An 18097-nucleotide genomic window follows, 5' to 3' on the forward strand; every position below is an offset into this window, starting at 1 on the left:
CCCCGTGGCCATCAGCGTCTTCGACCTCTTCTCCATCGGCATCGGACCGTCCTCCTCCCACACCGTCGGCCCGATGCGCGCCGCCCGGATGTTCGCCCGCCGGCTCGCCACCGAAGGACTCCTCGACCAGGTCGCCTCGCTCCGCGCCGAGCTGTACGGCTCGCTCGGCGCCACCGGCCACGGCCACGGCACCCCGAAGGCCGTCCTGCTCGGCCTGGAGAACAACTCCCCCCGCACCGTCGACGTCGACCAGGCCGACCTCGACGTCGAGCGGATCCGCGCCGCCAAGCGCCTCAACCTGCTGGGCCGGCACGAGATCGCCTTCGACCCCGACACCGAGCTGATCCTGCACCGCCGCAAGGCCCTGCCGTACCACGCCAACGGCATGACCCTGTGGGCCTACGACGCCTCCGGCTCCGTGCTGCTCGAAAAGACCTACTACTCGGTCGGCGGCGGCTTCGTCGTCGACGAGGCGGCGATCGGCGAGGCCCGGGTCAAGCCCGACGACACCGCGCTCCGCTATCCCTTCCGCACCGGCGAGGAACTGCTCCGGCTCGCCCGGGAGACCGGCCTGTCCATCTCCGGCCTGATGCTGGAGAACGAGAAGGCCTGGCGCACCGAGGCCGAGATCCGGACCGGACTGCTGGAGATCTGGGAGGTCATGAAGGAGTGCGTCGCGGCCGGCATGTCCCGCGAGGGCATCCTGCCGGGCGGCCTCAAGGTCCGCCGCCGCGCGGCGAGCGCCGCCCGCGCGATGCGGGCCGAGGGCATCGGCCCCGGCAACGCGATGGAGTGGGTCACCCTCTACGCGATGGCCGTCAACGAGGAGAACGCCTCCGGCCGCCGCGTAGTCACCGCCCCCACCAACGGCGCGGCCGGCATCATCCCCTCCGTCCTGCACTACTACCTGAACTTCATCCCCGGCGCGGACGAGGACGGCATCGTCCGCTTCCTGCTCGCCGCCGGCGCGATCGGCATGCTCTTCAAGGAGAACGCCTCCATCTCCGGTGCCGAGGTCGGCTGCCAGGGCGAGGTCGGCTCCGCCTGCTCGATGGCCGCCGGCGGCCTCGCCGAGGTCCTCGGCGGCACCCCCGAACAGGTCGAGAACGCCGCCGAGATCGGCATCGAGCACAACCTCGGCCTCACCTGCGACCCCGTCGGCGGCCTGGTCCAGATCCCCTGCATCGAACGCAACGGCATGGCCTCCGTCAAGGCCGTCACCGCCGCCCGCATGGCCCTCCGCGGCGACGGCCGCCACCACGTCTCCCTCGACAAGGCCATCAAGACCATGAAGGAGACCGGCGCCGACATGAAGATCAAGTACAAGGAGACCTCCCGCGGCGGCCTCGCCGTCAACGTCATCGAGTGCTGACACCTGCCCCACCCCCGGCGGCGCCTGCCCGGCTCCGCCGGGGGTGGGGTATGGCTAGAAGGTCCCGGGTTCGGGGACCTTCGGAGGCTGGTGGCGGAAGTCCGGATTGTGAGATGATCCGGAGGTCACCTGGAATCCTAAGGTCAAGCGCGATGCAAACCTTGGTTTCGGCTTGTTTTTGGCGTCGAGACGTGCGATAGTTATGGGTGTCGGGCGGTACCGCCCGGCCACTTCCATCCGGCGGCACGCACCCCCTTGGCTGCCGGATGACGCGCAGGGGCCCCGGACCGCGAACAACCGCGGACAGGGGCCCCGCATCGTTTTTTCAGAGGGTTCAGAGGGTTCAGGGGACCGATCGGTCGCGGGTCTTCACCTCGAACCAGACGCCCTTGCCGCGTGGCAGCAGATCCGCCCCCCAGCGGTCGGAGAGCTCGTCGACCACGCGCAGGCCGTGCCCGTTCTGGTAGCGGCCGATCTCGGGGGCGAGGATCAGGCAGGGCATCGCCCGCGAGGAGTCGCGGACCTCGATCCGCAGCCAGCCGGGGCGTCGCACCAGCTTGAGGCCGATCATGCGCCCGCCGGCGTGCCGCACGGCGTTCGCGACCAGTTCGCCGGTGAGCAACTCCCCGACCTCCAGCAGGTGGTGGAGCTTCCAGGACGCCAGGACAGAGAGCACCAGTCGCCGCGCGACGCCGGCCGACTCCGGGCGGGAGGGAAGTCGCACCTCCTCGCCGGCCTCGGGGTCGCCGAGTACGCCGAGGAAGGCGCGTTCCATCTCGTTCGCGGTCATCCGTTCCAGTTCGGCGAGCACCACCACGGCGCCGACTCCTGACGAGCCGTCACCGCGGGTGTCGACCGGTGGAAGTGCCCGTTCCGCTTCGCCCCATCCCGCCATGGGGCCCATCATTGCGGAACGTGGGCGGCCGCGTACGGACAATGAGCAAACGATCACGGCTCATTTGGCATATGCCGTTAGCAACCGAACAGACGCCCTACGACTACCACTGCGACCAGCCGAGGTTCCAACCGCCCAGTCCGTTGACCGCGTCGACCACCGGACCCTTGGAGTTGACGACCGTGACCACGTCGCCGACCAGCGTGGAGTCGTAGAACTTGCCCGCCGGGCTGCTCGAACTGCCGGCCTCGGTGTCGGTCAGGCCGATGCAGCCGTGGCTGCCGTTGGAGCGCCCGATCACGCTGCCGCTCCAGTAGTTCCCGTGCACGTAGGTGCCGGTGTCGGTCAACCGGATGGCGTGCGGAACCACCAGATCGTATTCGTCGCCGGAACCCGACTTGGTGACGCCGGCGGAGGTCATCCGGGTCTTGCCCTCCATGCCCTCGACCACCATGGTGCCGTTCCAGGTGTCGAAGCCGGCCTTGCCCGCGGTGAACGGGATGGAGTCGGTCTGCTGGCCGTCGCGGACCACCGCCATCCGGTGGGTGTTCACGTCGGCGGTGGAGATCTGCGAGCGGCCGATGGTGAACGGCTCGTCCTTGTCGACGCCGCCGTACACGCCGGGGGCGGTCTCCACGTTCTTGAGCTTGTAGTGGATGGTGACCTTGGTGTTGGGGTTCCAGAACTTCTCGGGGCGGAAGTCCAGCCGCTTGTCGTTGAACCAGTGGCCCTTGACCACGGTACCGTCGGCGGCCTCGAAGGAGATGCCGGCCAGCACCGCGTCCTTGTTCTTCACCGCCCGGTCGAACCGGACCGAGACGATCATGCCGACGCCGTACTGGCCGTTGTCGGCGATGTTGTCGCTGACGCCGGCGTCCTTCTCCGGGGTGAGGGTGGTGAAGGTGGAACGCGAGTTGGCGACCACGCCCTGGGAGTCCTCGGCGAGCGCGTCCACCGTGTAGGCGGTGGAGACCTTGAGGTTGTCGGACGGCGCCCACGAGGCGCCGTCGGCGGCGAGGGCGCCCTTCACCTCGACCCCGTCCGGGCCGGTGACCTTGACCGAGGTCAGCTTGCCGTTGGCGGCGGACACCTTGACCGCGCCGGACGGCTTGACGTCGGTGGTGCCGTTGGCGGGCTCGATGGCGATGGTCGCGGCCGACACCGTCGGCTTGGCCGAGCTGGGGGCCGCCTTGGGACTGTCGGCCTTGGCCGTGTCCGTGCTGCAGCCGGCCGTGGCCATCAGCACCAGGGCGCCCGCGAGCGCACCCACAACCGCGTAACCCCCGCGTATAGCCTTCACGTTCCGCTCTCCCCACACACCGGCCTGTCGGCTGACAGGTCTTTCTGTTGATATGACGGGTCGAGTGCGGGAAACGTTGCGAGCCATGTGTCCCGGTACGGTCACGAACGGCCGACGGCCCGGCGATCGAAATCGCCGGGCCGTCGTTGCGGGTTGAGCGTGCGGGCTACCACTTGCTCCACGGGATGGTCCAGCCGCTCAGGCCGTTGTCCCCGGAGACCGTCTGGCCCTTGGAGTTCACGATCTTGACCACGTCGCCGACCATCGACGAGTTGAAGAACTTGCCGGCCGCCGAGCTGTCGCTGCCGCCCTTGGCGTCGGAGACGCCGATGCAGCCGTGGCTGGCGTTCGTGGAACCGAACGCGCTGCTCCAGTAGTTGCCGTGCACGTAGGTGCCGGAGGTGGTCAGCCGCATCGCGTGCGGCACGTCCGGAACGTCGTACTCGTCGCCCTTGATGTTGGACACCGTGGCGGAGTTCATCCGGGTCATCTTTTCCTTGGTGGCGACGACCATGGTGCCGTTCCAGGACGGGTTCTGGTCGTTGCCCGCGGTGATCGGGATCACCTGGGTGTCGCTGCCGCCGCGCGAGACCGTCATCTTGTGGGTCGCGGCGTCGACCGTCGAGACCTGGTAGCGGCCGATGGTGAACGGCTCGTCCTTGTCGACGTCGCCGTACACGCCGGGCGAGACCTCGACGTTCTTCAGCCGGTACTTGACGGTCACCTTGGTGCCCGGCTTCCAGTAGTTCTCCGGCCGGAAGTCCAGCCGGGAGGAGCCGAACCAGTGGCCCTTGGCCACCGTGCCGTCCGCGCCCTCGACCGTGATGCCGGCCAGCACCGCGGCCTTGTTCTGGACGGCCTTGCTGAAGTTCACCGAGACGATCATGCCGACGCCGTACTGGCCGTTGTCGGCGATGTTGTCATTGGTGGCGATCTTCTTGGCCGGCGTCAGCGTGGTGAAGGTGGTGGTGGAGGCGGCCACCAGGCCGGCCGAGTCCACCGCCTGCGCGTTCACCGTGTACGTGGTGCCGACCGCCAGCTGCTCGCCGGGCTTCCAGCTCAGGCCGTCGGCGGCGATCTCGCCGGTGACCGCCTTGCCGTTCTTGTCGGTCACCGTGACCGCGGTCAGCTTGCCGCTGGCCACCGCCACCTGCAGGCCGTCCTTGGGCGCCACGTCGGCGGCGCCGTCAGCCGGAGTGACCGTCAGCTGAGCGGTCGACACCTTCGGCGCGGCGTCCGAGGCGGACGAGGAGCCGCCGCCCTTGGCGTCGGTCGAACCGCCGCCACTGCCGCCGCTGCTGCTGCAAGCCGTCCCGAGCAGCATGACGCCGCCCACCAGCAGGGCCGCCGCGGCCCGACGCGCACGCCGCCCGTTCCCCACCACGACTATTCCGGACTCGGCCTTCTGATCCGCCTTCACCGCGCTGCTCCCCTCCAGGTCTGCACAGCGATAACACGTGTGACGCCCGGGAATGTTCCGCCGGGTCGGATGCGCTCACCGCGCTCCCGATCAGGTCGGGCATGCGCGGGGGCAAGGATAACCGGCGAAGCTGAGTGAATCTTCGGAGGGAGCCGGGTGCCAGTTCAGTGAACTGCCGCGGCCCGCCCCACCGTCCACTGCGACCACGGCAGGTTCCAGCCGTTCAGGCCGTTGTCGGGCGAGACCCGGTCGCCGTGCGAGCCGTGCACCTGCACCACGTCCCCGACCAGGGAGTGCCGCCAGAGCCAGCCGGCCGGGGAGTCGGCGTTGCCGCCCTTGAGGTCGGCCAGGCCGATGCAGCCGTGGCTGGTGTTGGCGGCCCCGAACACGGCGCGGTCGGACCAGTAGTTGCCGTGCACGAAGGTGCCGGAGGCGGTCAGCCGCATCGCGTGCGGGACGTCCTGGATGTCGTACTCGTCGCCGAGGCCGACGGTCTGCGAGTTCATCCTGGTCACCTCGAAGCGCTCGGAGACCACCATGGTGCCCAGGTAGGTGGTGTGCTCGGGGCTGCCGCCGCTGACCTCCAGGGTGCGGATCAGGTGGCCGTCCTGGTGGACCGTCATGAGGTGCCGGTCCAGGTCCACGGCGGCGATCAGCGCCCGGCCGACGGTGAAGTGGACGTCCTTGCGCTGGGTGCCCAGGTAGCCGCGCGCGCCCTCCACGTCCTTGAGCCGCAGCCCCAGCGTGACCCTGGTGCCGGGCGGCCAGAAGCCCTCCGGGCGGAAGTCGAGGCGCTGGTCGCCGAACCAGTGGCCGGCGATCTCCTGCGGCGGGTCGGCGGTGACCGAGACGGCCTGCTCGACGACGGCGCGGTTCTCGATCGGGCGGGAGAAGCGCAGCGAGACCGGCATGCCGACGCCGACGGTGGAGCCGTCCTCGGGGGTGAAGAAGGCGACGAAGGTGTGCTCGGGCGGCACCGTGGCGAACCCGGAGTGCTGGACGGCGCGCAGGCCGTCGGCGTCCTCGGCGGTCACGTCGAGGCTGTAGGCGGTGGCGGTGTCGAGCCGGCCGTCGGGCGTCCAGCGGGTGGCGTCGGCGGCGAGGGCGCCGGGCACCGGGACGCCCTTGCCGTCGGTCAGCCGGACGTCCAGCAGGCGGCCCCTGGCGACCCTCACCTCGACCGCGCCGTCCACCGGGACGCCCTGCGCGCCGTCGGCGGGGCTGAGCACGAGCCTGGCGCGGGAGACCGGCGGGCCGGCGTCGGCCGAGGTGAACAGGCCGGAGCAGCCGGTCAGCAGGACCAGTCCGGCCGCGGCCGCCCAGCGTGCCCAGAGCCGTGCCGCGGCGTGCATGCCGTCCTCCCGCCGTCGCGCGAAACCACCCGATGCCGGGCTCAACGACCGATCGAGCCTCCCGGACACGACCGGATGGTTTCCCCACCCGGCTCCGCGGGGCACAGGATTGGTCACGGTGCGTCACGAACCCCGGGCGAGGGTGACGCGCACCGTCGCACAGGGAACAACCGGAAGAACGGGGACGGGCCCCCGGATGGCTGGGAGGGTCGCCATGACGGCGTGGCAGGAGCTGGGTACGGGCACGCCCCGGGAGGCGCGCGCGGCCGCCCGGCTGAACGGCTCGGCCCCCCGGCCCGCCCCGGCGCCGCCCTGGCCGGGCAGCTGGCAGCCGCTCGGCGCCCGGTTCCGCACCGACGGCGAGGGCGGCCGGGGCACCAACTTCGCGCTCTGGGCGCCGGGCGCGGAGGCCGTCGACCTGTGCCTGTTCGACGAGAGCGGCCGGGAGAGCCGGCACCGGCTGACCGAGCAGACCTACCAGACCTGGCACGGCTACCTGCCGGGCGTGCTGCCCGGCACCCGCTACGGCTACCGGGTGCACGGCCGGTGGGACCCGTGGACGGGCGCCCGGTACAACCCCGCCAAGCTGCTGCTCGACCCGTACGCCCGGGCCGTCGACGGCGGCTGCACCACGCACGACGCGGTGAGCTCGGCGGTCCGCGGCTGGCCGGAGCGGGACGTCGCGGACACCGTCCGGGACGACCGGGACTCGGCGCCGTACGTGCCCCGGGCGGTGGTGGTGGACGACGCCGACGACTGGTACGACGACCAGCGCCCGAAGACGCCGTGGGCCGAGACGGTGCTGTACGAGCTGCACGTGCGCGGCTTCACCATGCGCCACCCCGACGTCCCGCCGGAGCTGCGCGGCACCTACGCGGGCCTGGCGCACCCGGCGGCGATCGCGCACCTGACGGGGCTGGGGGTGACGGCGGTGGAGCTGCTGCCGGTCCACCACCACGTCAGCGAGGACCACCTGCAGGAGCGCGGCCTGGTCAACTACTGGGGCTACAACACGCTGGGCTTCTTCGCCCCGCACGCCGGCTACTCGTCCTCCGGCAGCCGGGGCCAGCAGGTCGGCGAGTTCAAGCGGATGGTGCGGGCGCTGCACGCGGCGGGCATCGAGGTGATCCTCGACGTGGTGTTCAACCACACCGCCGAGGCGGGGGCGATGGGCCCGGCGCTGTCCTTCCGCGGCCTCGACAACGCCGGCTACTACCGGCTGGACCGCTCGCGCCGCGGCTACGCCGACTACACCGGCTGCGGCAACACCCTGGACACCCGCCGTCCGCAGGTGATCCGGCTGATCACCGACTCGCTGCGCTACTGGGTGGCGGAGATGGGCGTGGACGGCTTCCGCTTCGACCTGGCGGCGGCGCTGGCCCGCGGCAGCGACGCGGTGGAGATGGAGCACCCGTTCCTGGCCGCGGTGTCGCAGGACCCGGTGCTCAGCCGGGTCAAGCTGATCGCCGAGCCGTGGGACGTCGGCCCGGGCGGCTACCAGGTCGGCGGCTTCCCGCCGCTGTGGGGCGAGTGGAACGACCGCTACCGGGACACCGTGCGCGACTTCTGGCGCGGCGCCCGGCCGGACGTGCGCGAGCTGGCCACCCGGGTCGCCGGCTCCTCGGACCTGTACCAGCGCGGCGGCCGGCGCCCCTACGCCTCCGTCAACTACGTCACCTCGCACGACGGCTTCACGCTGCGCGACCTGGTCTCCTACGACCGCAAGCACAACCTGGCCAACGGCGAGGACAACCGGGACGGGACCGACGACAACCGGTCCTGGAACCACGGCGCGGAGGGCGACACCGACGACCCGGCGATCCGCGAGCTGCGGGTGCGCCAGCTGCGCAACCTGCTGACCACGCTGCTGCTGTCCAGCGGCGTGCCGATGCTGACGGCGGGCGACGAACTGGGCCGCACCCAGCGCGGCAACAACAACGCCTACTGCCAGGACAACGAGACCGGCTGGCTGGACTGGTCGCTGCTGGACGACCCGCAGTGGCGCTCGCTGACCGAGCTGACGGCCCGGCTGGTCCACCTGCGTCGGGCTCACCCGGTGCTGCGGCAGCGGGCGTTCTTCTCCGGCCGCCCCGCCGGGCCGGACGGCCCGCGGGACTTGAGCTGGCTCACCCCGGACGGGCGGGAGATGACCGAGGCGGACTGGTTCGCCCCGACCCACGCGCTGGCGCTGCGGCTGTCCGGCAGCGCCATGTCCGAGCGGGACCAGCACGGCCGCCCGGTGCACGACGCCGACTTCCTGCTGCTGCTGAACGCCGGCCCCGAGCCGCGGCACTTCACCCTGCCCGGCCCGCACCGCCCGCTGGTCGACACCGCCCTGGCCGGTCCGCCGGAACCCGCCCCCGTCACCGGGGCGACGCTGACCGGCCGCTCGGCGATGCTGCTGACGGCATGACGGGGTGGCGGGGTGGCGACCCGGCGGGACGGCTGGGCCGACACGCGGGGAGGCCCGGGCGCGCGGCCCGGGCCTCCCTGCCGATCGGCCGTCAGACCCGGTCGGCGACGATCATCAGGTAGTGGAAGCTGCCTTCCTTGTACGCCGTCAGGAACGGGTCCTCGATGCCGGTGGCCACCGAGGACCGGGCGCGCAGCTCCCAGTACGGGATGGTGTCGGCGGTCAGGTCGACCACGCTGATCGGCACCAGGTTGTTCGCGGCCAGCGCCTTGAAGTACTGGCTGCGCGGGTGGATGTTGCAGATGTAGTGCTCGTCGATCCGGCTGACGGCCTTCGAGCGCAGGCCCATCACGTCGTTGGAGCAGCCGGTGATGCAGACGTAGCGGCCGCCGGGGGCGAGCAGGCGGGAGAACTCGCCGAACGCCTCGAACAGGTCCACGTACATGGTGGTCTCGTTGGTCCAGATCGCCCGGCGGGAGGCGGTCTGGAAGCCGGTGTCCAGCATGTTGCGGAAGTGGAAGCGGACCCGGTCGGCGATGCCGCGCTCGTGCGCCTGCCCGTTGGCGAACGCCACCTGCTGCTCGGAGATGGAGACGCCGTCGACCTCGCAGCCGAACCGGTGGTTGGCCATGATGCTGGTGCCGCCGCGGCCGGAGCCGGCGTCCAGCAGCGCGTCGGTGGGCGCGATGTCGCCGAGGTGGTCGAGCAGCACGTCCGCCTGGGCGGTCTCCAGCCGGTGCATCTCCTTGATCATGCGTTCGTCGCGGGTCTCGTCCGGGCCCTCGAACACCGAGGGGTCGACCGGGCCGAGGCCGTAGTGGTGGTGGTAGAGGCCGTCGACCTCACCGAGCTTGATGTTGACCGGGTCCTTCTCCAGGTTCCAGTAGTTGGCGACCGACTTCTGGAACGCGGTCCGCAGCACGTTGGTGGCGCTCGGGACGGTGGTGGTCATGGACGCAATGCTCCTCAACTGGCGGTGAACGTGGGTCAGTCGGTCTGGTAGCGGGCGCTGCCCGCATGCCACTCGCGGTTGCCGCCGACCCAGGCCCAGGTGCCGGCCAGGAAGCGGCGCAGCTCGGGCGAGCCGGTCAGGGCGAGGGCGGAGGCCTCGGCCTCGAAGGTGTGCATCAGTTCGTCGTGCACGGCCACGCTCTGCTGGACGGCCTCCTCCAGCGAGCAGCCCTCCTCGGTGGCGATCAGCATCGGCAGGCTGAAGTCGCTGGGGTCTTCCTTGCCCATCGAGTACAGGTCGTTCATCAGCACGGTGGCGGTGCCGGCCAGGTTGAACGTGCGGCGCACCGCGGGGTCGGCGAACTCGGCCTGCGGGACCTCGTAGCCGGCGATCGCGTCGACCAGCACCATGCACGGGATGAAGGAGTTCTCGTGGCGGTGCATCAGGTACTCCCACACCGGCGGGCGGTGCCCGGTGGTGTGCCACATGCCTTCCTGGCCGTACGCGACGAACATGATCGCCAGCTCGTGCCGCAGCCGCCGGACCTGGTTCCAGCTGGCGTACGCGGCCAGGTCGCCCAGCGCGGAGCGGAGCGCCATGGCGACCGGGTCGCCCTGGACGTGCGCCTCCAGCTGGGGGGCGTAGCGCAGCGGCAGCTGGGCCTGGTCGATGACGGAGTGGCAGATCGCCAGCCGCTGGCCGATCACCTCGTGGTGCGGCTCCTCCACCTCGGCGTCCACGATGTGGTCGTCCACCGACCACTCGGACAGGCCGCACTTGGCGGCGGCGAGCAGCCGGTCGGGGTCGTCGGTCTCGGGGTGCGCGAGCATCATCAGCCGGCCGAAGTTGGCCTTGCGCAGCATGTCGGTGCGGCCGGGGTAGATGCCGATCCGCTCGGCCCACTCGATCAGCCGCTCGTTGACCAGGTCGCCGAGCGCCGGGTCGTCGCGCATCGCGGGCGGGCAGTACAGCGCGGGGGCCTTGCCGTTGGTGATCGGCCGGGCGGCGGGGGCGTCCCGGACGATGTCGCCGGTGGCCTGGTTCGGGACGGTCGGGCGGTGCGTCAGCAGGCCGCTGGTGCCGAGCCCGGTGGGGCCGGGGGCGTGCCAGGTGAGCCGGCCGGGGGCGGGGCGCCCGGGGTGGGTGAGGATGGCGGAGATCAGCGCCGCCAGCTCGTGGGTGCCCTGCGGGGCGAGCGTCCGGGTGAGCAGTGAGGGCATGTCGGTCGTCTTTCGGCGTGGGGGCGGTCAGGACCGGGGGTGGTCGACCTCGACGTTCTCCAGCACGCCCAGCGCGTCGGGGACCAGGATCGCGGCGGAGTAGTACGCGGAGACCAGGTAGTTGGCGACGGCCTTCTCGTCGATGCCCATGAAGCGGACGTTCAGGCCGGGCTCGACCTCGTCGGGGATGCCGACCTGGGTGAGGCCGACCACGCCCTGGTTGTGCTCGCCGGTGCGCATCGCGAGGATCGAGGTGCTGCCGCCGCGGACCGGGATCTTGCCGCAGGGCAGCAGCGGGACGCCCCGCCAGGCGGGCACCCGGTGGCCGTGCACCTCGGCGGTGGAGAAGTAGACGCCGCGCCGGTTGGCCTCCCGGCCGAACGCGGCGATCGCCTTCGGGTGCGCGAACAGGTAGTCGGTGTCGCGGCGCATCGCGAGCAGCTCGTCCAGGTCGTCGGGGGTGGGCGCGCCGGCGTGGGTCTGGATCCGCTGGTCGAAGGCGCAGTTGGCGAGCAGCCCGAACTCGGGGTTGTTGACGATCTCGTGCTCCTGGCGCTCGCGCAGCGCCTCGATGGTCAGCTGGAGCTGCTCCTGGGTCTGGTCCATCGGCTGGTTGTAGAGGTCGGCGACCCGGCTGTGCACCCGCAGCACCGTCTGGGCGACGCTCAACTCGTACTCGCGGGGGCCGAGTTCGTAGTCGACGAAGGCGGTGGGGAGCTCGTACTCGCCCTCGTGGCCGGCCGACATGTCGATCCGCGCCTCGCCGTGCGGGTTCTGCGCGGCGGCCTGCCCGGCCTGGAACCGGGCGATCTGCGCCTGCAGGGACGGGGAGCGGTCCACGACCTCCTGGAAGGCGGACCAGGGCAGCGACATCGCGGTGCCCGCGGTGGCGGCCTTCACGGTGTACGGCCAGCGCCCGTCGGCGACGTCGAGCGCCTCGTCGCCGAGGTGGTCGCCGTCGGCGTGCACGGCGAGCACGGTGTCGTCGCCGTACTTGCCGGTGCCGATCCGCTCGACCTTGCCGTGCGCGATCAGGAAGACCTCGGCGATCGGGGCGCCCTCCTGGACCAGCACCTCGCCCGCGCTGAAGCCGCGCTGGACGAAGCGCCCGGCGAGCTCGTTCAGCACCGCGAAGTCCTGGTAGCCGCGCAGCACCGGGACTTCGCTCAGGGTGGGCCCCGCCACCTTGACCTCCCGGCCGGTCTGCACGAAGGACACCCGGCCGCGGCCGACCGCATGGCTGAGCCGCCGGTTGACCCGGTAGGTGCCGGCCGAGACCTGGACCCAGGGCAGCTTGCGCAGCAGCCAGCGCGAGCTGATCTCCTGCATCTGCGGCTTGGACTTGGTCGTGGTGGCGAGGTTGCGCGCCGCCGCGGTGCTCAGGCTCTGCTGCGCCGGGGCCTCGGCCTCGGGGACGGGCTCGGTCTCGACCGACATGCTGGTTCTCCTGGCTGCTCAGGTGATCCACCGCGATCACTTCGGCCAGATCAGACACTGCGGGGGCAGGGGGCCTGCAAGGGGGCGCTCAGAGCGAGTCGCTCGGACAGAGTGCGCCCCTCACGCCGGCCCACAGCCGGTGTACGCCCCCGCGTCGAGGGGCTCCCGCCCGCGGCGCGCGACGCCCGGAGCGACCCGAACGGCGCAACCGGGAGCGCCACCACCTGGGGTGACGCCCCGCCCGGCCTGGCCGGATCTCACCGACAGGGGCAAAAAAGCAGATGAGAAATGTCAGTGCCTGCGCCTACCCTCACGGCGATGGCCGAGAACCAGAACCCTGCTCCGCCCACCCCCGCGGAATCGAATACTCCGTCAACCGGCGACACCGGAAGTTCACCCGAATCGGTACCCCGATCGCCGGTGCGATCCCTGCTGCGCCTGTGGCCGTACGCCCGCGAGGCCCGCTGGCGGATCTTCGGCTCGATGGCCGCCGCCGGGCTCGCCTCGCTCAGCGTGCTGGCCGTCCCGATCGTGCTGCGCGGGATCGTGGACGGACCGATCGCCCATCACGACCTGGCCGGGCTGTGGCCGCTCGCCGCCGCCCTGCTGGTGCTCGGCCTCGCCGAGGCCTGCCTGTTCGGCGTCCGCCGGATCATCGTGGCCCGCCCGCTGGCCAAGGTGGAGACCAGGCTGCGCGGCGACCTGTTCGCCAAGCTCCAGCGGCTGCCGATCTCCTTCCACGACCGCTGGCCGTCCGGGCAGCTGCTCTCCCGGGCCACCTCGGACCTGTTCGTGATGCGGCTGTTCCTCGCCTTCCCGCTGGTCTTCCTGGTGGTCAACTCGACCGTCTTCCTGACCGGCACCGTGCTGATGTTCACGCTGGACTGGCGGCTCGCCCTGATCACGCTGGTCCCGGCGGTCCCGCTGATGATCTACACCCGGCGCTTCGAGGCCGGGTACTCGGCCGCCTCCCGGCTCGCCCAGGACCAGAACGGCGACCTGGCCACGGTGGTCGAGGAGTCGGTGCTCGGCATCCGCATCCTCAAGGCCTTCGGCCGGCACCGCACCATGGCCGAGGAGTTCCGCCGGCACAGCGCCGCCCTGCGCGACACCGAACTGCGCAAGGCCGATCTGCTCGGCAACCTCTGGGCGGCCATCGTCGGCCTGCCCGAACTCGCCCTCGGCGCCGCCCTCGCCACCGGCGCCGTGCTGGTCGCCCACGACGAGCTCTCGGCCGGCACCCTGGTCGCCTTCCTCTCCACCGCACTCGCCCTGCGCTGGCCGGTCGAGTCGATCGGCTGGCTGCTCGGCTTCGCCGCCGAGGCCGCCAGCGCCGCCAACCGCTACTTCGAGGTGATGGACGAGCCGGAGCCCGCCGACGTGCCCTCCGGCGACGCCCCCGCGGACGACCGCGGCATCCGCTTCACCGGTGTCCGCTTCCGCTACCCCGACGCCCCGGCGGGCACCCCCGACCTGCTCGCCGGCATCGACCTGCACATCCGCCCCGGCGAGACGCTCGCCCTGGTCGGCGCCACCGGCAGCGGCAAGACCACCCTCACCGCGCTGCTCCCCCGCCTGTACGAGCCCACCGCCGGCTCGATCACGCTGGACGGCGCCGACATCCGCGACCTGTCGCGCGAGGAACTGCGCCGCGAGGTCGCCGTCGCCTTCGAGGAACCCACCCTGTTCTCCGCCACCGTCCGCGAGAACGTCCTGATGGGCGCCCCGACCGCCGACGAGCAGCGCCTCGCCCGCGCCCTCGACACCGCGCAGGCCGGCTTCGTCGACCGGCTCCCCGAGGGCCTGGACACCGAGGTCGGCGAGCAGGGCCTGAGCCTGTCCGGCGGCCAGCGCCAGCGCCTCGCGCTGGCCCGCGCCGTGGTCGGCGAGCCCCGCTTCCTGGTCCTCGACGACCCGCTGTCCGCGCTCGACGTGCACACCGAGGCGCTGGTGGAACGCGCCCTGCGGCAGGTCCTCTCGGACACCACCGCCCTGGTCGTCGCGCACCGCCCGTCCACCGTGCTGCTGGCCGACCGGGTCGCGCTGCTCGCCGACGGACGGATCACCGCCGTCGGCACCCACCACGAGCTCCTGCAGTCCTGTCCCGCCTACCGGGCCCTGATGTCCGGCGAATCCGAACTGGAAGGGGCACTGGCCCGATGACCACCGCCGTCGCGGAACCCGCCCTCGAAGAGGACGACCTGCTCCCCGCGGCCGCCGACGACCAGGACATCCCCGTCCCGCCCGGCGCCCCCCGCGCCCTGCTCGGCTCGCTGCTCGCCCCGCACCGCCGCCGGATCGCCGTCGCCGTGCTCACCGTCCTGGTCCAGCAGGCCACCCTGCAGGCCGGACCGCTGCTGGTCGCCCTCGCCATCGACCGCGGCATCCCCGCACTGCGCGACCACGACGCCGGCCCGCTGATCGCCGTCACCGCCGCGTACCTGGGCTGCGCACTCGTCGCCACCCTGCTGCAACGTTCCTTCATCCGGTACGCGGCCCGGATCAACCAGGACATCCTGCTGGACCTGCGCGGCCGGATCTTCCGGCACGCCCAGCGGCTCAGCCTGGACTTCCACGAGCGCTACACCTCCGGCCGGATCATCTCCCGCGCCACCAGCGACGTGGACACCCTGCGCGAACTCCTCGCCGAGGGCCTGCAGGAACTCCTGATGGTCTGTCTGTCGGTCGGCTACATCACGGTGGTGCTCTGCCTGATGGACTGGCGCCTGGGCCTCGCCGCCCTGGTGTCCTTCCTGCCGATGTACCTGATCATCCGCTCGTTCCGGCGCCGCTCCCAGCAGGTCTACCGCCGCTCCCGCACCGCGGTGGCCGCGCTGATCGTCCGCTTCACCGAGACCATGAACGGCATCCGCCCGGTCCAGGCGTTCCGCCGCGAGTCCGCCAACAACCGGGCCTTCGACACCGTCAACCAGCAGTCCGCCACCGCCACCGCGGACGGCCTGCTGGAGATGGCCCGGTACGTCTTCCTCTCCCGGATGACCGCCAACACCTGGATCACCGGCGTGGTCGTCCTCGGCGCCCTGCTGGTCAGCGACGGCAGCCTCGAACTCGGCGTGCTCACCGCCTTCGTGCTGTACCTGCGCCGGCTCTACGACCCGATCGACCAGTTGGCGATGTTCCTGAACAGCTACCAGTCGGCCGCCGCCGCCCTGGAGAAGATGGCCGGCCTGCTGGCCCACGAACCCTCCGTCCCCGAGCCCGCCGAGCCCGCCCCGCTGCCCGCCGCCACCGGCAAGGGCCGCGAAGTCGCCTTCCGCGGCACCCGGTTCGCGTACGCCAACGGCAAGGAGGTCCTGCCCGAGTTCGACCTCGTCCTCCCCGCCGGACAGACCACCGCGGTGGTCGGCGCGACCGGCGCGGGCAAGTCCACCCTGGCCAAGCTGCTCGCCCGCTTCTACGACCCCACCGCGGGCACCGTCACCCTGGACGGCGTCGACCTCCGCGCCCTCACCACCGCCGACCTGCGGGCCGACGTGGTGATGGTCACCCAGGAGTCCTTCCTGTTCTCCGGCACGGTCGCCGAGAACATCGCCGTCGGCAAGCCGGACGCCACCCGCCCCGAGATCGAGGCCGCGGCCCGCGCGATCGGCGCGCACGAGTTCATCGCCGCCCTCCCCGACGGCTACGACACCGACGTCCGCAAGCGCGGCGGCCGCATCTCGGCCGGCCAACGCCAACTGGTCGCCTTCGCCCGCGCCCTGCTCGCCGACCCCGCCGTCCTGATCCTCGACGAGGCCACCTCCTCCCTCGACGTCCCCGGCGAACAGGCCGTCCAGCACGCCATGCAGACCGTCCTGGCCGGCCGCACCGCCGTGATCATCGCCCACCGCCTCTCCACCGTCGAGATCGCCGACCGCGTCCTCGTCATGGACCAGGGCCGCGTGGTCGAGGACGGCGCCCCGGCCGCCCTCGTCGCCGGCGAGGGTCGCTTCGCGACGCTCCACCAGACCTGGAAGGACAGCCTGGTGTAGGGAGCGCTGAGGGGTGCACCACCCCTGGTTTTGCACCCCTCAGCCGTCTAGAAACGAAGTGCCCCCATCACGGCGGCGACCCGCTCCTCCCGTCCGCCCCGGACCTCGATCCACCGCTGCCCGCTCGCGGACAGCACCTCGCGGAAGCGCCCCGTCATCCACTCCCGCAGGTGCTCCCCGTCCCGCAGCCCGTCGTCCTCGAACGCGACCCCCTCGTGCGAGGTGAGGACGTACAGTTCACGCGCCGCCTGCCCGGCCACCGCCGTCCAGGTCTCCGGTGCGGTGGCCCCGCAGTAGCGTTCCTCCCAGACGGCCGTCGCCAGCAGGTCGGTGTCGCAGATCAGCACCGGCCCACCGGCCCTCGCCGCCCGTTCCTCCGCCTCCGCCTGACGCCTTCGGACCAGCGCGAAGTCCCGCGCGTCCCAGTCGAGTTGGTCCACCGTGGGCGCAGCCGTCCCGGCCAGCGCCGCCCGGCCCCGGGCGGAAGCGAGTTTCGCGGCGGTGAGTTCCCGCCCGTACTCGGCCACCCAGCCGGTGAGGGCGTGCGCGCCACCGCGCAGTCGCATCGCGTGGGCGAGGTCGCGGGAGAGCGTGGTGGTCCCGGTGGATTCGGCGCCGAGGACGACCACCCGGCGGGTGAGTCCGGCCCGGACGGCGGGTTCGAGGTCGGCCCAGTGCGCGGCGGGGTCGGCGCGGACCTCGGTGCCGGAGACCGGGAAGGTCGCGCGGTCGACGTCGAGCACCACGGGCGCGGCGTCGAAGCGGCGGGCGAGTTCGTGCCCGTAGTCCTCGGAGGAGAACACCGCGTCGATGCTTTCACCGGGCCGCAGCGCCGCTCGCATCAGGGCGACGTGGCCGTCCCAGATCTCCGGGTCGTCGTAGTCGACGGGGATGTTGTCGACGGTGCCGACCACCCGGACGTGCGCCTCGGCCTGCCACACCTCGCGGATCCAGTCGACCCGGCCGTCGAGCGACATCGTCTCGCTGTCGGCGGCCATCACCACCACGGTGACGTGTTCGGCGGCGTCGGCCGCGCTGCGGATCAGGAAGTGGTGGCCGGCGTGCGGCGGGTAGAACTTGCCGATCACCAGGGCGTGCCGGAACAGGCTCATGCGGCCACCGACTTCGGAGCAGGGAGGCCGAGTTCACGCTGCCAGGCGCGCAGGCCGTAGAGGCACAGGCCGAGGAAGAGGACGTACACGGCGGCAGTGGGGTACAGCCCCTTCGCGGCGTACAGCGGTATGTAGATCAGGTCGGCGGCGATCCACAGGTACCAGGTCTCGATCCGCTTGGCGTTCAGCAGCCACTGCGCGGCGAGCGAGAGCGCGGTGGTGAGCGCGTCCCAGAACGGCGCGGTGTCGTGAACGGCCGTCAGCAGCCAGGTGAGCAGTGCGGTGGCGGGCACCACGGCCGCGAGTGCGACGCCGATCGCGGCCGGGCCGCCGCGTCGCACCACCAGTCGTTCGCCGTCGGCGCCGCGGCGCAGCCACTGCCACCAGCCGTGGGCGGCGAGCGCCAGGAAGACCACCTGGAGTCCGGCGTCCGCGTAGAGGCCGGCGGTGGCGAACACCACCAGGAAGAAGCCGTTGTTGGCGATGCCGACCGGGAAGGTCCACACGTTGGTCCGTACCGTCAGCCATACGCAGATCGCGCCGGTGACGAACCCCAGCCACTCCGTCATGTGTGCCCTCCTCCAGGCTTTACGTCGAAGTGACGATAATCGGATCGACCCCGCCCCCACAAG

The 18097-nt window shown here is 71.8% G+C and carries 13 protein-coding genes; 4 read left to right on the forward strand and 9 right to left on the reverse strand.

The window, feature by feature from the left end; all coding sequences use genetic code 11:
• Positions 1-4 precede the first annotated feature (4 nt).
• On the forward strand, positions 5-1372 hold the full coding sequence (locus CG736_RS22155) for an L-serine ammonia-lyase (protein ID WP_100587949.1): 1368 nt from the start codon (positions 5-7) through the stop codon (positions 1370-1372).
• A gap of 343 nt (positions 1373-1715) precedes the next feature.
• Here CG736_RS22155 and CG736_RS22160 read toward each other — a convergent pair whose 3' ends face one another.
• The 4 genes from CG736_RS22160 to CG736_RS22175 all read right to left on the reverse strand — a co-directional run bounded on the left by CG736_RS22160 (position 1716) and on the right by CG736_RS22175 (position 6339).
• Positions 1716-2267 carry an ATP-binding protein gene (locus CG736_RS22160; protein WP_232734109.1) on the reverse strand — a complete coding sequence of 184 codons (552 nt, stop codon included), beginning with the start codon at positions 2265-2267 and terminating at the stop codon, positions 1716-1718.
• A 103-nt stretch (positions 2268-2370) separates the two neighbouring features.
• Positions 2371-3567 (reverse strand): Ig-like domain-containing protein, encoded by a 1197-nt coding sequence (locus CG736_RS22165; protein WP_100587950.1) that lies wholly within the window; start codon positions 3565-3567, stop codon positions 2371-2373.
• A gap of 166 nt (positions 3568-3733) precedes the next feature.
• Entirely contained in the window at positions 3734-4987 is a 1254-nt protein-coding gene (locus tag CG736_RS22170; protein ID WP_232734110.1) for an Ig-like domain-containing protein, read from the reverse strand.
• A gap of 164 nt (positions 4988-5151) precedes the next feature.
• Entirely contained in the window at positions 5152-6339 is a 1188-nt protein-coding gene (locus tag CG736_RS22175; protein WP_100587951.1) for an Ig-like domain-containing protein, read from the reverse strand.
• Positions 6340-6553: 214 nt separating this feature from the next.
• Between CG736_RS22175 and glgX the strand changes: the two genes are divergently transcribed.
• A complete protein-coding gene (gene glgX, locus CG736_RS22180) occupies positions 6554-8752 on the forward strand; it encodes a glycogen debranching protein GlgX (RefSeq protein ID WP_100587952.1) in 2199 nt (732 codons plus the stop codon).
• 91 nt (positions 8753-8843) lie between these two features.
• On the opposite strand, the gene CG736_RS22185 is transcribed toward glgX, so the two are convergent.
• The 3 genes from CG736_RS22185 to CG736_RS22195 are packed head-to-tail and all read right to left on the reverse strand — an operon-like array spanning position 8844 to position 12361.
• On the reverse strand, positions 8844-9704 hold the full coding sequence (locus CG736_RS22185) for a geranyl diphosphate 2-C-methyltransferase (RefSeq protein WP_100587953.1): 861 nt from the start codon (positions 9702-9704) through the stop codon (positions 8844-8846).
• A gap of 35 nt (positions 9705-9739) precedes the next feature.
• Positions 9740-10924, reverse strand: coding sequence for a family 2 encapsulin nanocompartment cargo protein terpene cyclase (locus tag CG736_RS22190; protein WP_100587954.1), 1185 nt, complete (start codon positions 10922-10924; stop codon positions 9740-9742).
• A 27-nt stretch (positions 10925-10951) separates the two neighbouring features.
• The gene (locus CG736_RS22195) at positions 10952-12361 is read right to left on the reverse strand and encodes a family 2B encapsulin nanocompartment shell protein (RefSeq protein ID WP_100587955.1); all 1410 of its coding nucleotides are present in this window, start codon (positions 12359-12361) and stop codon (positions 10952-10954) included.
• 318 nt (positions 12362-12679) lie between these two features.
• Between CG736_RS22195 and CG736_RS22200 the strand changes: the two genes are divergently transcribed.
• Positions 12680-14524, forward strand: a complete 1845-nt coding sequence (locus CG736_RS22200) for an ABC transporter ATP-binding protein (RefSeq protein WP_100587956.1) — start codon at positions 12680-12682, stop codon at positions 14522-14524.
• Positions 14521-16353 (forward strand): ABC transporter ATP-binding protein, encoded by a 1833-nt coding sequence (locus tag CG736_RS22205; protein WP_100587957.1) that lies wholly within the window; start codon positions 14521-14523, stop codon positions 16351-16353. The genes CG736_RS22200 and CG736_RS22205 overlap by 4 nt, the downstream gene beginning before the upstream one ends.
• A gap of 47 nt (positions 16354-16400) precedes the next feature.
• On the opposite strand, the gene CG736_RS22210 is transcribed toward CG736_RS22205, so the two are convergent.
• Both CG736_RS22210 and pnuC read right to left on the reverse strand, forming a co-directional pair.
• Positions 16401-17465 carry an AAA family ATPase gene (locus CG736_RS22210; protein ID WP_100587958.1) on the reverse strand — a complete coding sequence of 355 codons (1065 nt, stop codon included), beginning with the start codon at positions 17463-17465 and terminating at the stop codon, positions 16401-16403.
• A complete protein-coding gene (gene pnuC / locus CG736_RS22215; RefSeq protein ID WP_232734111.1) occupies positions 17462-18034 on the reverse strand; it encodes a nicotinamide riboside transporter PnuC in 573 nt (190 codons plus the stop codon). Before pnuC ends, CG736_RS22210 begins: the two co-directional genes overlap by 4 nt.
• Between the last annotated feature and the right edge of the window lie 63 nt (positions 18035-18097).

Origin of the sequence: Kitasatospora sp. CB02891 (genome assembly GCF_002803145.1) — a bacterium.
In the GTDB taxonomy this organism is placed as follows: Bacteria; Actinomycetota; Actinomycetes; order Streptomycetales; family Streptomycetaceae; genus Kitasatospora; species Kitasatospora griseola.

Excerpts from the sequence above, each read along its gene's own strand:
- CG736_RS22185 (WP_100587953.1), bottom strand. The coding sequence starts at position 9,704 with ATGACCACCACCGTCCCGAGCGCCACCAACGTGCTGCGGACCGCGTTC.
- CG736_RS22195 (WP_100587955.1), bottom strand. The coding sequence starts at position 12,361 with ATGTCGGTCGAGACCGAGCCCGTCCCCGAGGCCGAGGCCCCGGCGCAG.
- CG736_RS22200 (WP_100587956.1), top strand. The coding sequence starts at position 12,680 with ATGGCCGAGAACCAGAACCCTGCTCCGCCCACCCCCGCGGAATCGAAT.
- CG736_RS22190 (WP_100587954.1), bottom strand. The coding sequence starts at position 10,924 with ATGCCCTCACTGCTCACCCGGACGCTCGCCCCGCAGGGCACCCACGAG.
- CG736_RS22210 (WP_100587958.1), bottom strand. The coding sequence starts at position 17,465 with ATGAGCCTGTTCCGGCACGCCCTGGTGATCGGCAAGTTCTACCCGCCG.
- CG736_RS22175 (WP_100587951.1), bottom strand. The coding sequence starts at position 6,339 with ATGCACGCCGCGGCACGGCTCTGGGCACGCTGGGCGGCCGCGGCCGGA.
- CG736_RS22205 (WP_100587957.1), top strand. The coding sequence starts at position 14,521 with ATGACCACCGCCGTCGCGGAACCCGCCCTCGAAGAGGACGACCTGCTC.
- CG736_RS22160 (WP_232734109.1), bottom strand. The coding sequence starts at position 2,267 with ATGGCGGGATGGGGCGAAGCGGAACGGGCACTTCCACCGGTCGACACC.
- pnuC (WP_232734111.1), bottom strand. The coding sequence starts at position 18,034 with ATGACGGAGTGGCTGGGGTTCGTCACCGGCGCGATCTGCGTATGGCTG.
- glgX (WP_100587952.1), top strand. The coding sequence starts at position 6,554 with ATGACGGCGTGGCAGGAGCTGGGTACGGGCACGCCCCGGGAGGCGCGC.